The organism is Luteolibacter sp. Y139, assembly GCF_038066715.1.
Classification (GTDB): Bacteria; Verrucomicrobiota; Verrucomicrobiia; order Verrucomicrobiales; family Akkermansiaceae; genus Haloferula; species Haloferula soli.
Genome location: NZ_JBBUKT010000008.1, coordinates 180,158 through 195,356, shown reverse-complemented (window position 1 = coordinate 195,356; position 15,199 = coordinate 180,158). Strand labels below are relative to the sequence as shown.

The following is a 15,199-nucleotide window of genomic DNA, read 5'->3' as shown; positions in this document are numbered from 1 at the left end:
CGACTCACGCCAGCAGCAGGCGGGCGGCGACGAGGAGCGAGAAGACGATCACCATCCACTCGAAGATCCGCTGCGAGACGCGCTGGACCAGCCACTTGCCAACCCAGATCCCGACGAAGATGGCAGGCAGGCACTTCAGGTTGTCCAGCAAGGTGGCCCGGGTGATGAGGTTGAAGCTGCCGCTGAGCGGGACCTTGATCAGATTGACCAGCAGGAAGAAGCGCGCGCCGATGCCAAGCAGCTCCATCTTCGGGATGCGGCGGGAAAGCAGGTAGAGCTGGATGACGGGCCCGGCCGCATTCGCAAGCATGGTGGTGATGCCTCCCGTGACGCCGGCAGCGGTGCCGAAGGCCCGCGAGTTCGCCATGCGCTCGGCGAAGTCCGGCTTCCACGCGCGCAATGCCTGCAGGGCGACCATTCCCATGATGCAGCCGCCGATCACGCGGCGGGCGATCTGATCGGATCCCTGTTGGGTGAGGATCACTTTCAGCAGCCAGATGCCAATGGCCAGCCCGACGAGTGTGGCGGGCAGGAGTTTCCAGACCGGCTTCCACGAGGCGTGCTTGCGAAAGGCCGGATAGACCGCGAGGTCCGCGGCGATCAGCAGCGGCAGCATGATGCCGGTCGATGGGACAGCCCCATACAGCTCGGCCATGATGAAGACGGCGATCAACGAGATGCCGCTGAAGCCAGCCTTCGACATGCCGATGCAAAAGGCCGCCAGCATGGCGAGGGCTAGGGCAGCGGGACCATCGGGCACGGCAAGGCCTTACGTGGCCACCTCAAGCGGAGCAAGTGCCGCGCATGGCACCTCAGGGAAGAGTTACCTCCACGATGCCAAAGACCCGCGGCGTGATCGCCGGATTCCGAGGCTCGGACATGATCACGCGCTCCCAACCGGGGCTGACGGGAGTGACGGTGACTGTCCCCACCATCGGGACGAATGATCCGGGAGAAACGGAGGTCGAGGCCTTCGGGGTGTAGGTCAAGCCACTGCCGATCCGCCGCAGATACTCGACGCGCAGCACCGCCTGCGCCCCGCTGCCGACCAGACGGAATGCCGGCAGTCCCACGGTTCCCGTCCCGGGTATCAGGCACCGCGTATCGGCACGGTCGCCATCGAGATTGAAGGCGTATTTGAGGAGATTCGGCACGCTGTCTTGGAAAGGAATAGCCGTCGATTGCGCCGCGGGCCCGGTCAGGCCCTCGCCTGCCGCCCAGGCGGGATAGAGATCGGCGGCGGCCATCATGGTGGCCGTGAAGGGAACCTCGAACGGCGACTCGTCGGCATCGTTGCTCGGGATCTCCAGCGTCGCATGATAGGTGGCGATCGACGGTGCGGTGAAGGTCACCACCAGCGTGCCCTCCTGACCGCTGGCGAAGTCGGTGGGCAAGCCGGTGAAATTGACGGAAAAGCGCGCCGCGTCCGGACCGGTGATGACCGGGGTGCCGCGCAGCAGCGTTTCGCTGCCGATGTTGCGAATCTTCAGGGTGCAACTGAGACTGGTGCCGCTGATCACGGGCTCGAAGGTAACGCCGGCCCCGGCGTCGAAGAGCTCGGTGGTCTGATGCCACATCGCGATCTCAGGGACTCCGAGCACGGGAATGGTAAACAGATAGGCCGCTCCCGACCACAAGGCCGAATTATTCGACTGGAGACCTTGGATGCCGAGGGCATTGCTCGACTCGCGGGCCGCGCCAACCACCACGATGCCATTGGCCATGGCCAGCGACTTGCCGAACTCGTCCCCTGCCCCGGTGTTCGAGGCCTTCAAATAGGAATACTGGCTCCACGAGCCATTGACCCTCGAGAAGGCGTAGGCGGCGCCCGATGAGGCGGCGGTGTTGTCCGCCTGATTGCCATCCATGCCGGTCGCGGCGCTGTCCTCTCCGGGCGCGCCGACGAGCAAGGCGGAGCCTTCCAACGAAACCGTGCGACCGAAGCCATCGCTCGCCGCGGTGTTGGAGGCCTTCAGATAGGCCTGCTGGGTCCATGTGACGCCAGTCCGGGTGAAGGCATAGGCGGCGCCCGCGTCTTGGGCGGAGGTGTTGGCTTGGTTGCCATTCACGCCGGTGGCGTTGCTCGCCTCGCCGGGGGCACCGGCCACCACGGTGTCGCCGGAGATTCCGACCGCCTGGCCGAACCACGAGGAGGCCGCGCTGTTAGACGCTTGCAGGCGGGCTTGCTGGCTCCACACCGTGCCACTGCGAACAAAGACATAGACAGCCCCTGCCCCACCCGCCGCCAAGGGAGAACCCACCACCATCGACTCCCCCGAAATCCCGAGGGAGGATCCGAACTCGGCTCCGGCAGCGGTGTCCGATGCCTTCACGTAGGCCTGCTGGGTCCACGTGTTACCGCTTCTCACGAAGACGTAGGCCGCGCCGGAAGCGTAGGCCGCGTTGTTAGAGGCATCGCCATTGATCCCGGTCGCCTGGCTCGACTCACGGTTCGCGCCGACGACCGCGGTGTCTCCAGCCAAGGCTACCACCGAGCCGAAGAGATCCCCTGCCCCGGAGTTTGAAGCCTTGAGGTAGGCCTGCTGCGTCCAGGTGGTGCCGCTGCGGGTGAAGACATACGCCGCGCCTGCTGCGGAGGCGCTGTTGTTAGAACCACTGCCATTGATCGCGGTGGCGTTGCTATCCTCCTGGTAAGCGCCGACCACGATGGTGTTGTTAGAGATGGTGACGGACCATCCGAAGCCGTCGCCATCACCGGTGTTGGAGGCCTTGAGGTAGGCTTGCTGGGACCACGTCTCGCCATTGCGAACAAAAACGTAGGCCGCGCCCGAGGCCGGTGCGTTGTTGTTGAAAGCGTTGCCATTCACGCCGGTGGCATTGCTCGACTCCAAGGGAGCGCCGACCACGACGGTGTTTCCCGAAACGGCCACTGAGGTTCCAAAGCCGTCCTCGCTCTCGGTGTTAGAGGCCTTCACGTAGGCCTGCTGGGCGATCGGATCGATGGTGACCGGATAGCGCGCTCCGGCATCGTCCACGGTTAGCACGAGCTGGCTGGCACCTTTCAAGGTGAAGCTGGCGGGCAGATCGCGGCCATCCGCATCCCACGCCTTCAGGCCGCGGTAAGTGACCGCATTCTCCCCATGGGCATCCTGGAAAGCGACGCCGAGCCGGTCCGGGTCCAGCTGAGGCTTGAGACCACCGCGCACACGGAGCTGCAAGCACAGCGCTCCTTTTGCCGCTGGCTCCCGGATCGTCCATCCCTGCTGGAGACCATGTCGGTCATTGACAAACCACTCGGTGATCCGGTCATCGCGACGGTGAGTGATGCTGCCGCCTTTGGCTTCGATGGCGCCGCGAGCCGCCCCCGAAAGCTCCAGTCCCCAAGTCCAGGTGCCGTGATCCGGGGTGACCGTGAAGCCGGAGGCATCGAACTTCGCCTGCCATTCCTGGCCGGGATTCGGCGCGCGAAAGCCGCTGTCCGCCTCTGGCACGATGGCATGGCGAGCCGCCTCACGGGCTGCACGGATCTCCCGCCAATCCGAGGATCGCAGTTCCGCCGGCTTCCCGCCCGACTGCACTCCGGGGGACTGCGCCTGGGTTTCCGGCGCGAGCAACAGGGGGGACAGACAGAGGAGGAGCAGTTCGGACGGGGTCATAACCAGCGGCCTTCTGTCGGGGGAGAGACGAAGAGCCGTTTTATCAGTTCTGGGGGGGGAACTTATCCGCCGTTTCGCTCCCTTCGGCCTTTTCCAATGACGTCTCGGAAAAATTCGGGAGCGAGAACGGCAGATCTGACCGAGTGATTAAAACCGAGCTGCCGGTGCGGCAAGTGTGGGGTCGGGCATCGCTGGAACGGTTTCGCCACGCTTCAATGAAGCGACCACTTGTGAACTCATTACCAGCAACTTGTGAATAACCCACGGACCGGGGGGCAGGCTTCTGTTAGGCCGCGCGCAGAGCATGGGGAATATCATCCCAAGCGAAACGATATGCAGTCTCAGTAAGCTGCCCTTTCAGAGCCCGCCGGTCCTTTGAGCAGCAGCATGCCGCTCCTCGCGAATGCGGCGCAGGCGTACCTGAAGATCGCCGAGCGCGTTCATGAAGTAAATGTAGGCGTCGTAGGGCGTGCCATACGGCGAGAAGTACTGGTGCACGCTGCCGTCGGTGCCGCCCTTGGTGGACATCCAGTAGAAGTGATCCGAGGTCTGGAGTTTCGCCCAGACGTGCGCGAGGTCCGGGTCCTTCGCGGCGAGGACCTCCTCCTCGAGACGGTGGATCTTTGCGATGGCCTCTTGCTGCATCACATTGCCGGTCCACGCGCTGAGGTCGCGCTCGGCATCCGCCCATGAGGTCGGCCAGTGGCAATCATACTCGCGGGTGGCGCTGAAGAGATCGACGACCTCGCCCGGGGTCACCCAATGGATGCCCTCATCGAGCATCGCTTCCGGAAGTTGCTGCCAGAACTCGAAGACGCCGGTGTCCTTCCACTGGTGCTCGCCGATGGTCTCGTAGTCCATGAAGAGGTTCACCACGTCGCCGGGTGCCCCTTTCACCCAAGTGGCGAACTTCTCCGGGGTAAGCGGCCACTCATTCCAAGTCTTGTCGGAGAAACGGAAGCCGAGGTCATCGGACAGCGCGGAATTGCGAAGCAGCGTCTTGAGCCGGGTGACGTAGGGCGCGCGATAGACGTAATTCGGAGACTGGCCATTGAGGACCCATGGCACGCCCTCCGCCATGATGCCGTCGAAGCCCATGGTCTCGGCCTGCGCGGCGATGGCGTTGTTGTAGATCAGCTCGGTATTGCGGAACACACGGGGCCGCACGTGGAAGACCGACTCGAGGATTTCCAAGTGCCGTTCGACCTGGCGCTCGAATTCCTTCTTCGAATGGAGGATCGCCAGCGAGTGGTAGTAAGTCTCCGCCAGCAGCTCGACGCTGCCGGTGGCGACGAGATCCTGGAAGGACTTCAGCACATCCGGCCGGTGGTGCTGCATCTGCTCGATCACGGTGCCGCTGATCGAAAGCGTCATGCGGAAGCGGCCGTGGGTTCTCTCGATGACCTCTTTGAAAAGGGCATTGGCCGGCAGGTAGCACTTCTCGGCCACCTTCGAGAGAACCTCCGCGTTCAGGCCATCGTCCTCGTAGAAGGCGTGCTGGCCGATGCGGAAAAAGTCATACGGGATCAGCCGGTTCGGCTGATGCACCTGAAAGTAGAGGCAGGTGTGCATGGCTTGGGTGGGGAGAGGGACCGTGCCGTCAGTCCCGGAAAAGGCTCAGCGGGTCGGCAGTCCCGGGTGGGCGCGGCGGACGTGCGACCAGCTCCTTGTAGATCGCGACCACCTTCTCGGCGGCGGCGTCCCACGTGGCGGCGGCGATGTCCTGCTCCGCTTGCTTGACGACGCTCGCACGGAGTTCGTCGTCCTCTAACAAATCGATGATGTGCTGTGCCATCACGTCGACGTCCCAGTAGTCGGCCTTGAGAGCGCCCTTCAGCACCTCGGCGACGCCGGACTGCTTGGAGATGACGGCGGGGATGCCGAACTGGGCGGCCTCCAGCGCGGACAGGCCGAAGGGCTCGGAGACGGAGGGCATGCAGTAGATATCGGTCATCGAGAGCAGCTCGTTGACCTTCTCCTTGTTCAGGAAGCCGGTGAAATGCATGTAGCCGCCCAGGCCACGGAAGGCGGTGCTCTCGGCCAGCGGCTTAAGCCGCTCGCCAGTGCCGGCCATGACGAAGCGGACGTTCCGGGTCTTCTCCAGCACCTTCGCGGCGATCTCCAGGAAGAACTCCGGGCCCTTCTGTGCGGTCAGGCGGCCGAGGAAGAGCACGAGCTTCTCCGGGAACGGCTTCTTCGTCGTGAAGGCTTCCACCGGCTCGGCGCCATTGTGGACCGGGTGGATCTTCGCGGGGTCGATATTGTAGTGACCGGCGCAGATCTGGCCGGTGTAGCGGCTGACCGGGATGATGGCGTCCGCCTCTTCCATGCCGTACTTTTCGAGATCGTAGATCCAGCCGCGGGCATCAGCCCCGGCGCGGTCGTACTGCGAGGCATGGACGTGAATGACCAGCGGCTTGCCGGTCGCCTTCTTCACTTCCACCCCTGCCAGAAAGGTCATCCAGTCGTGGGCATGGACAACGTCGAAGTCCATCAGCATCGCCATTTTGGCGGCCACCTTGGAGAACTCGATCACCTTGTCGCCGAGATCCGCGCCGTAGAGCTCGCCCTTCTTGAACTGGTCGAGCTGGGTGCGCGTGGTCTGGGAAAAGCGAATCTCTCCACCGGGCTCCCGCACTATCTTTGAAGCGGTCGTTTCATCCGACTCATAGGGGTCTAGATGAATCGGAACCCGCTGGATCTCGGCGAAGCTCTCGTAGTGATATTTTCCCTCCACCGTCTGGAGGTCTTCCACCCGCAGGTTGTTCAGACCGGTGAGCTTGAAGTCCTCAAAATCGGCCTCCGGGGCTGAGCGTGGCACGATCACCTGAAGGTCGACGTGCTTTGCCAGCGCCTGTGAAAGACCGAGGCAGGCCACCCCTAAACCGCCATTGATCAACGGGGGAAACTCCCAACCGAGTTTGAGAACACGAATGCGATTCATCGAGGGTATGAGACCGATGGGTGCCTGCATCCACAGGTCAGACAGGCCGCGTTCCGTCGTGAGCAATGGCCGGGCCAAAGTCGAGATCTTTCCCGTGACGCAGGGGTGACGGCCCGGGTTCCTATGCGCCTCGCGTACGTGGAATCGCAATGACTCCAACAGTTAGTTGATTTATCTCGATTCGCGTCTACGGGAGATTTTACGCAGGAAGCGCTGGCAGGTCGGCACGCTGACTGCTGATTCGGGTTATTCACAATATCGCCACCGTGTTTGAGTGGCCCGAGCCTCGGAGCAACGCCTTATTGTCCTGCCGCGCATTTCCCGTCACCCCTCCAGCCTCTTCCGTCGCCCCGCCCCATGTCTGATTCATTGACCGCCAAGCCGCCGCGCATCCTGATCGTCACGCCTGAAATCACCCACTTGCCCTCAGCGCTCGGCCCTGGTGCCAGCTTGATCCGGGCGAAAGCAGGCGGACTGGCGGATGCGACCGCGGCACTGGTAGCTGGCTTGGTCGATCTGGGGGCAGAGGTGCATGTGGCGGTGCCGAATTTCCGACGTCTCTTCCAACGCGATCATCTCGGCCGGCTGCCGGATGAAATCATCAACTCCTCGGTTCATCCGCGCGACCAGCGCATCCACCTCGCGGACGACCTCGCCTTCCACAATCTCGACCGGGTCTACAGCCACAACCCGCACGAGTGCCTGAACACCGCGCTGGTCTTCCAGCGGGAGGTGATGCAGCAGATCGTCCCGAAGGTTCAGCCGGACATCATCCACTGCAATGACTGGATGACCGGGCTGGTGCCCGCGATGGCGAAGCGCCGCGGGATCAAGTGCCTCTTCACGCTGCACAATATCCACAGCCGCGACGTGACGCTGGAGCGCATGGAGCAGTCGGGCATCGGCGCGGCCGATTTCTGGAACCAGCTCTATTTCCTCCGCCCGCCGGGCCAGTATCACCAGTGCCGCACCACGGTGCCGGTCCACATGCTCGGCACTGGCGTCTATGCCGCCGACCACCTCACCACCGTCAGCCCGGGATTCCTTCAAGAGTTGGCGGATGGCAAGCACCACGGCGGTGCCTTCCTGCGTGGCGAGATCTGCCAGAAGATGGGCTCCGGCCGCGCGTCCGGCGTGCTGAATTCTCCCGACCCGTCCTATGACCCGGAGTCGGACCCGTCGCTGGAGATGACGTATGCCGATCACGACCACGTCCAAGGCAAGGCCGCGAACAAGCTCGCCCTGCAACGCGAGCTCGGCCTCGAAGAGGATCCGGAAGCCGCGATCTTCTTCTGGCCCTCTCGTCTCGATCCGATCCAGAAGGGCCCGCAGCTTCTCTGCGACATTCTCCAGCGCACCGTCTCGGACTACTGGGATCGCAAGCTTCAGGTGGTGGTCGTGGCCGATGGTCCGCACCAGCACATCCTGCATCACATCAACAATCACCACCGCCTCCACCAGCGGGTCGCGATCCGTGACTTCGACGAGCGCCTGGCGCGGCTGGCCTTTGCTGGCTCGGACTACATGCTGATGCCCTCGCTCTTCGAGCCCTGCGGCCTGCCGCAGATGATCGCGCCGCTCTACGGCTGCCTGCCGGTCGTTCACAACACCGGCGGCCTGCGCGATACCGTGCGCCGCTTGGATTCGGAGAACTCGGTCGGCAATGGGTTTTCCTTCAACGATCCGAACGCTGCCGGCCTGCGCTGGGCGATCGACGAGGCGATGTGGTTCCACCTCCGCCCGAAGGAAATCCGCGAGCGTGAGATCGCCCGCATCATGCGCCAGAGCCGCAGTGAATTCGACCCAGCCCGTTTCACGAATGGCTATGCCGAGATCTACGAGCGCCTGATTGGCAGGCCGCTGGTCGAGCCGAAGATGGACGAGATTCTTTCCGAGCCGGAATCGCGGCCTGCCGCGAAGCCTGTCATGCCGGCGGCGGGCATGGCGTCCCGCTCGCGTCCTGCGGCTTGATCGTTTGGCAGCGGGATTTTGCTCCTTCAGCGACGAAACGGATTTCCCTCCGCGGCCAAGCGGCTAGGGTCGTCGTTCTCCAACCCCTTTCCCCTTGAATCCCATGCCCACCTTGGAAACTCACATTCCCGCGATCTGCGGCGATGAAGAAGCAGTCGCCGCCACCATGGCCAACAGCGGCCCGGTCGCGTTGCCGAACAGCGACATCGATTTCGGCAAGGCGCGCGCCGCTTTTGCGTGCGCCCTCCACATGCACCAGCCGCTGATTCCGGCGGGCGGTGGTGACCTTCGCACGGCAGCGGTGATCGGAAATCTCCAGGCGATGATGGAGAACCAGGGTGTCGGCGATAACCACAACGCTCCGGTTTTCGAATGGTGCTACAAGCGGATTGGCGAGTTCGTGCCGCAGCTGGTCGCGCAGGGGAAAAAGCCGCGGATCATGCTGGAGTATTCCGGCTGTCTTTTCGATGGGCTGGTCTCGATGGGTGCGACGCAGGTGATCGATCTGCTGCGCCCGCTGACCAGCAATCCGGCTTACTCCCGTTGTGTCGAGTGGCTCGGAGCGCCGTGGGGCCATGCGGTCGCGCCGTCGACGCCAGTGCAGGATTTCCGCCTCCATGTGAAGGCGTGGCAGAATCACTTCGCGGCGCTCTTCGGTCATGAGGCGCTGAATCGCGTGCGCGGTTTCTCGCCGTCCGAGATGGCGCTGCCGAATCATCCGGATGTCTGCTACGAGTTCGTGAAGACCCTCAAGGATGCCGGCTACCGCTGGGTGCTGGTGCAGGAGCACACGGTGGAGGAATGCGGCACGGGGCATGGACTGAAGGCTCCGCATTTCCCGCATCGGCTCGTCGCGAAGAATTCGTCGGGCGAGGAAGTGAGCATCATCGCCATCATCAAGACGCAGGGAAGCGACACCAAGCTGGTCGCACAGATGCAGCCTTACTACGAGGCGAAGAGCCTTTCCAACGTCGAGTTCAAGGGCAAGGCGGTGCCGCGCCTGGTCACGCAGATTGCCGACGGTGAAAACGGCGGCGTGATGATGAACGAGTTCCCGCCGAAGTTCCTCGAAGCGATGGCCGAGGCCTCCGACAGCGAGACCCCGGCGGTCAATGTGACCGAGTATCTCGAATACCTCGAAACGCTCGGCATTGGCGAGGCGGACTTCACGGCGATCCAGCCCTCGATGCAGAAGAAGATCTGGGACCGGATGCCGGACGGCGGCGGGCCTGAAAAACTCGCGGAGGTCATCGAGGACTGCAAGCAGCACGCCCAGCCCTTCCACATGGACGGCGGGAGCTGGACCAATGACATCTCGTGGGTGAAGGGCTACGACCACGTGCTCGGGCCGATGGAGGAAGCCTCCGCGCTCTTTGAGGAGAAGATCACCAAACCGGGTGTTTCCTCGTCCGATCCGCGCTACAAGAACGCGCTGTACCACCTGCTGTGTAGCCAGACGAGTTGCTACCGCTACTGGGGCGAAGGCCAGTGGACCGACTACGGCCGCGAGCTGTGCCGCCGGGCGATCGAGGTGCTAAAGAACGATTTCTAGTGGCCCCTTGGGCAGAATTTCGTCTTTTTACGTCTGGAATCTGAAACAAAAGAAGCTTTTATGGCGTTTTCACGCCATGAAGCTCCGTCACTCCCCTTGCCTGCTGCTCGCTGCCTTGCCAGCGACGGGGCTTGCCGCTGTTTCCCTGCCGGAATCGGAAGCGGCACTTGAGATCAGGGCCGAGGATCCCGTCTTCCGCCGCCAATGGGCGCTGGAGGAGCTTGAGCGCGTGCTGGGGCCGAAGGAATGGAAGGCGCTCTCCAACGGCCCGCGCTCGACCTTCTTCCGCGACATGCAGGGGGCACTGCTGGAGGAGCTGATGTTTTCCGGTCCTCTCCCCGAGGATCCCGCCAAGATGCTGCGGATCGCCGAGGCGCTGTGGAAGGAAGACCGCGGTGGCATGGCCGACCGCAACGAGCTCACTACCGCAGCGGCGGTGGCGCTGATGTATGCGAAGAAGGATTGGCCGGAGGACCAAGCCGACGAGCGCTACCGCTACTTCCGGGATTCACGGAAGGCCGGCAAGTTGCACCCGGTTTTCGACACGCTGGCGACTTGGGAAAAGCGTTACGTCGTTTCTGCCGGCGGCAATGGCGGCTGGGCGGGTCCCGGTGGCTGGGGCGAAGACTCGCTGGTCTGGCTGCGCGACCACGTGAAACTCCCGATCAAGGATTACACGGGTGCCTGCTGGCAGGCGCCCTATCGACTCGAGAACGTCTTCGGCGACTCGATTCACGGCAGCAATTACTACGCGCCCTTCGACAAGATGATCCACGCCGAGCGGGTGCGCGAAGTCGGCGGAGTCTGTGGCTCGCTTTCCCACTACGGCGCGACGGCGGCGCGCGCGAATGGCATTCCTGCGATCACGATGGGCGAGCCCGGCCACTGCGCCTATGCGGTGCGGACGGCACGGGGTGAATGGACTCCTGCCTATTCGCTTTCCTGGGAACGCGGCCTTCATACCTCGCTGTGGGGGAAGACGTGGACCCAGCTCGTCCTTCAGGAGAAGGTGCTCGATGAGAAGTACGCCACGGACCGTAGTTCGCTCCATCTTTGGCAGGCGCGGGCACTGAAGGACAAGAATCCGGAGCTGGCGGAAAAGGCTTACCTGCTCGCGTTGAAAGACCAGCCGCTCGATCAACCGCTATGGTCCGAGTATGTCACCTGGCTGCGGGATGCCCGCAAGCCGGCACCCCTGGCGCTGAAGAAGGTCCACGACGACGTGCTCGCTGCCTTGGCCGACTATCCTGAAGCGGCCTGGGATGTGGCGCAGGTGATTGAGGCTGCGATGATCGAGGCGGTGCCTGCGGATGAGCGCATTCCTTTCCTGCTGTCCTTCCATAATGCGATCGCCAGCCACAAGGGCCCGGTCATGTGGGATTTGCCGAAGGCGCTCGATCAGCAGGTGAAGCTGTTAGGCAAACCCGGCGCGGAGCTGGAGTTCTTCGAGCAAGTGGTCTCGCTCCAATCGAAGTCCGACTGGCTGGCGCCGGTGGTTGCTTGGGGCAGCGAGCGTTTCGGCAAGGGTGGCAACACCGCTTGGTATGAGGTGCTCGGCAGAGGACTCGCCACCGGCGGCAGTGCGGGAGAATCGACACGCAAGGCCCTGCGCCCGGCCATCCTCGCCGCCGCGGCCACGAACAATGTGGAAGCCTTCCAGGCGCTGGCCAAAGCGGTGGCCACGCCGGACGGCCCGAAGCTGCCAGCACTCCCTCCTTTCCCCGGCGAACTGCTGTCCTCGGGCGGCTTGATCCGGCTCTCCACCACCTCGAACTGGGACGCACCGGAAAGCCATGCAGCCGTGCTGGAAACGAGAGGCGGCCGACTCCACACGGACTCGGAAGTCCATCCGAACGTGGTGGTCCGGTTGCCGAAGCTCGGGGAACTTTCCGGCATCGTCGTCGCTGATGCCTCCACGGGTTACAATGCGAGCCGGATCGTGCCGATTAAAGTCTCCATCTCGGAAGACGGACAGAGCTGGCAGGAGGTCTTCCGCAGCGAGAAGCCCGGCGAGCCATGGCGAGTCGATCTTGCAGGCAAGGCTCCGCGCGCCAGCTGGGTGAAGGTCGAGCGGGACGACAATCGCAAGGAGGTCTTCCACCTTTCCGCCATTCACGTTTACGGACGACGACTCCAATGAAGCTTTTAACTACTATCTTTCTCGTAGTTTGCCCGGCATTGTTCGCCGCCGAGCGTGTGGCCGATTTCCCCGCTGCGGTGGAAAAGGCCAAGGCCGGCGGGCAGGACATCGCCGTGCTCTTCCACGGCTCCGACTGGTGCACGGCGGGCAAGAAGCTCGCGGGGCTGTGGACCTCGGAGGCTTTCGAAAAGGCAGCGGGAAAGGATCTGCTGCTGGTGGACATCGACCGCAAGGAACGCCCCTCCCCTGCCGACGAGGCATTGGCGAAGCTCAATGAGGCCTGTGTGGTGAAGCCGCGCAGTCTTCCTGCCATCGCGCTTTTCGACAAGGAAGGCCGGCTCGTCGCCCTGCGCGAGGGAACGCCCGAGCTCGACTCGCTCGGCCGCCCCGATCAAGCGATCCAACGCGCCGTCGACGTCCGCAAGAAGCGCGATGACCTGTGGCAGAAGTCCGAAGGGATGCGCGGACCGCAGAAGGCCGCGCAACTCGCCTCCGGGCTCGATCTGCTCGGCCTGGGTGCGGGGCCGAAGAACGTGTATCAGCCGGTGATCGAGGAGATCAAGAAGGCCGACCCAGAGGATCGGTCCGGCGCGCTGGCCCGCTATTCCTTTCCCGGTCGCAAGCTGCTCGACCTCGCCGTGGACCAGGGCAAGGCCGGAAAGTTCACCGAAGCGGACGATGAAATCGGCGGATGGCTGAAGAAGCCGCAGCTGACCAAGGCCCAACGTCAGGAAGCACTTGCTGCCCGCTTCGCCCTCTACCAGCGCTGGCCGGAAAAGAAGAGCGGAGTGGCCGCGGTCTTGAAGGAAATCGAGAAGCTCGATCCCAAGTCGGAACTCGGGAGCGCTGCCACGACCTACCTCACCATGCTGACGAAGGAGAAGTGACTGCGTTTCAAGCGAACCAGCGCTTTTCCAGCTTCTTCAGGTAGCGGTCCTCGGTGGCGGAGATGCCATCGGCACCCAGCACCTTGTAGAGCCAGGTCAGGGCGGTGGACTCGGCTCCGGCCTTCTTGATCACCTCGGCCCGGACGGCCAGATACTCCTCGGTCTTCAGATCGCAGCTGTGCGCTTCGCGGGCCTTGGAGAAGGCGTTGAGGATGCAGATTTCCCGCGGATGGGGCGAGTCCCAGCCGATCGAATTGAGCGCGTCGGTGATCACGCCGTCCTCGGCCAGCGACAGGTGGTCATCCAAGTAAAGCGCGAGGAAAAGCAGCTCGATCAAAGCTTCCCGGGAGTCTTGCGTCATGCCCCGTTGAACTACCAGTCCCATCGTTTTTGACAACCTGATTCCCCGCCCGACGTATCTGCACGGTCTCCCCCGGGCTCCCTGCCGGAAACCCACGGCATTCTGTGAAAACCGTGTGAAATCAGCTGTCGATTCCATAAAACGCCGAATTTTCCGGGAACAGAGGATCGACATGAAAGGTTTCACTGATACACGCTTGCACTTATGAAATCCTCCTTCCCCGCTCTCTTGGCGGCCCTGCTCCTGGTGCCGCTGCATGCGCAGGACACAGACAACAAGGACAAGATCCCGGCGACCTCGCTGGATGGCGTGATTTTCGACGAAGCGCTGTGGACCAAGTCACTTGAGGATCTGCAGACCGCGACCAAGCCCGCGCCGGAGGTCATCAAGAAGACCGAGACCGGAAGCGTCCGGCGCATCCTCCAGGGCATGGAATGGCTTTCCACTGCCAAGGACGGCCTGCGTGCCGATCCGGCGTCCTACCAGCTTCTTGGCAAAAAGGTCGGCGAAGTGATCATCCGCGGCCGCGAGGGCAAGGCTGGCGACGCCACCGTCTCCCTCTTCAACCGCGGCGACGATGGCGAGATCCCGATCAAGACCTACCAGGCCAAGCTCAACGAGTGGAAAACCCTGCTGGATGAAAAGCTCGCCGTGCGCTCCGAAGTGCGAAACCAGCAAACTCCCGTGCCGCTGGAAGGCTGGGTGTGGAGGAAAGGTGACACGGCCGTGCTGCTGGAAGGCAGCGTGACCCGCTCGGAGAAGCGCGCCGAATTCATCCGCCTGCGCCTCACCTCGATCAGCGCGTCCAAGAACGCTCCGACCAAGATGGCGCGCCGGGACAGCTTCTCCGCCAATGTGAAGAAGGACGAGAAGGGCTTCACCTACGTTGACGGTGTTCCGATGGTCGACCAGGGCCAGAAGGGCTACTGCGTCGTCGCCAGCGTCGAGCGCGTGGCCCGCTACTTCGGTGCGGACATCGACCAGCACGAGATGGCCCAGCTCGCCAATACCGGCGAAAACGGCACCACCGGCGATGGCATGGACAAGGCCTTCCAGAAGATCACCGGCAAGGTCCACCTGCGCACGCTCAAGCACATCGAATACGACGACAAGCGGGCCGAGCGCGACCTTCGCGCCTACAACGCCGCGGCAAAGAAGGCCGGGGTCAAGACCATCGATATCGACACCGACATGTTCTACGTCGATCCGCGCCAGTTCTGGTTCAATGCGAACAAGGAGACCTTCCGCGACATGAAGCGGGCCCAGCCGGGCTACGAGCACTTCGAGCGCAAGATCAAGGAATACGTCGACCAAGGCATCCCGCTGTGCTGGACGCTTTACCTCGGCATGTTCCCGGAGAAGGGCCTGCCGCAGAGCTTCGGCGGCCACATGCGCCTGATCATCGGCTACAATTTCACCTCGCCCGACCCGAATGAGCACCAGATCTACTACACGGATTCGTGGGGTTCGGGTCACGAGAAGAAGGCCATGCGTGCCGACGAAGGCTTCTGCATGACCATGGCGCTCTACACGATGGTGCCGAACAAGTAAGAGGTTGAGATCGGATCACCCGGTTTTCCGTCCCAACGGGACGACTTCTAAGAGCCCGGCACAATGTGCCGGGTCACCTTGGCCGAGGGCTTCCTCTCCCACAGGGAGACCTCATGCGGGGTGCGGCAGTTTCCACGTGGATCTGCCACGCACTCGGTCCGGTCCGTATTCGTGAG

At 63.1% G+C, this 15,199-nt stretch carries 10 protein-coding genes; 5 read left to right on the top strand and 5 right to left on the bottom strand.

What is annotated here, in order from left to right; all coding sequences use genetic code 11:
• Nucleotides 1-4: 4 nt before the first annotated feature.
• The 4 genes from WKV53_RS19490 to WKV53_RS19475 form a co-directional block, all read right to left on the bottom strand.
• On the bottom strand, nucleotides 5-760 hold the full coding sequence (locus WKV53_RS19490; protein WP_341406465.1) for a sulfite exporter TauE/SafE family protein: 756 nt from the start codon (nucleotides 758-760) through the stop codon (nucleotides 5-7).
• Between the two features lie 52 nt (nucleotides 761-812).
• Nucleotides 813-3,617: a hypothetical protein gene (locus WKV53_RS19485; RefSeq protein ID WP_341406464.1), complete on the bottom strand. Its 2,805-nt coding sequence runs from the start codon at nucleotides 3,615-3,617 to the stop codon at nucleotides 813-815.
• 357 nt (nucleotides 3,618-3,974) lie between these two features.
• Nucleotides 3,975-5,189, bottom strand: coding sequence for a glycoside hydrolase family 57 protein (locus tag WKV53_RS19480; RefSeq protein ID WP_341406463.1), 1,215 nt, complete (start codon nucleotides 5,187-5,189; stop codon nucleotides 3,975-3,977).
• Between the two features lie 28 nt (nucleotides 5,190-5,217).
• Entirely contained in the window at nucleotides 5,218-6,561 is a 1,344-nt protein-coding gene (locus WKV53_RS19475) for a glycosyltransferase (protein ID WP_341406462.1), read from the bottom strand.
• Between the two features lie 357 nt (nucleotides 6,562-6,918).
• On the opposite strand from WKV53_RS19475, the gene WKV53_RS19470 reads away from it, so the two are divergent.
• The 4 genes from WKV53_RS19470 to WKV53_RS19455 all read left to right on the top strand — a co-directional run bounded on the left by WKV53_RS19470 (nucleotide 6,919) and on the right by WKV53_RS19455 (nucleotide 13,111).
• The gene (locus WKV53_RS19470) at nucleotides 6,919-8,532 is read left to right on the top strand and encodes a glycogen synthase (RefSeq protein WP_341406461.1); all 1,614 of its coding nucleotides are present in this window, start codon (nucleotides 6,919-6,921) and stop codon (nucleotides 8,530-8,532) included.
• Between the two features lie 94 nt (nucleotides 8,533-8,626).
• The gene (locus WKV53_RS19465) at nucleotides 8,627-10,084 is read left to right on the top strand and encodes a polysaccharide deacetylase family protein (RefSeq protein ID WP_375341836.1); all 1,458 of its coding nucleotides are present in this window, start codon (nucleotides 8,627-8,629) and stop codon (nucleotides 10,082-10,084) included.
• A gap of 76 nt (nucleotides 10,085-10,160) precedes the next feature.
• On the top strand, nucleotides 10,161-12,224 hold the full coding sequence (locus WKV53_RS19460; protein ID WP_341406459.1) for a hypothetical protein: 2,064 nt from the start codon (nucleotides 10,161-10,163) through the stop codon (nucleotides 12,222-12,224).
• Nucleotides 12,221-13,111, top strand: a complete 891-nt coding sequence (locus WKV53_RS19455) for a hypothetical protein (protein WP_341406458.1) — start codon at nucleotides 12,221-12,223, stop codon at nucleotides 13,109-13,111. The genes WKV53_RS19460 and WKV53_RS19455 overlap by 4 nt, the downstream gene beginning before the upstream one ends.
• 7 nt (nucleotides 13,112-13,118) lie before the next feature.
• On the opposite strand, the gene WKV53_RS19450 is transcribed toward WKV53_RS19455, so the two are convergent.
• Nucleotides 13,119-13,472, bottom strand: a complete 354-nt coding sequence (locus tag WKV53_RS19450; protein ID WP_341406457.1) for a hypothetical protein — start codon at nucleotides 13,470-13,472, stop codon at nucleotides 13,119-13,121.
• Between the two features lie 204 nt (nucleotides 13,473-13,676).
• Here WKV53_RS19450 and WKV53_RS19445 point away from each other — a divergent pair, with 204 nt between their 5' ends.
• Nucleotides 13,677-15,023: a C39 family peptidase gene (locus WKV53_RS19445; protein ID WP_341406456.1), complete on the top strand. Its 1,347-nt coding sequence runs from the start codon at nucleotides 13,677-13,679 to the stop codon at nucleotides 15,021-15,023.
• Nucleotides 15,024-15,199: the final 176 nt, after the last annotated feature.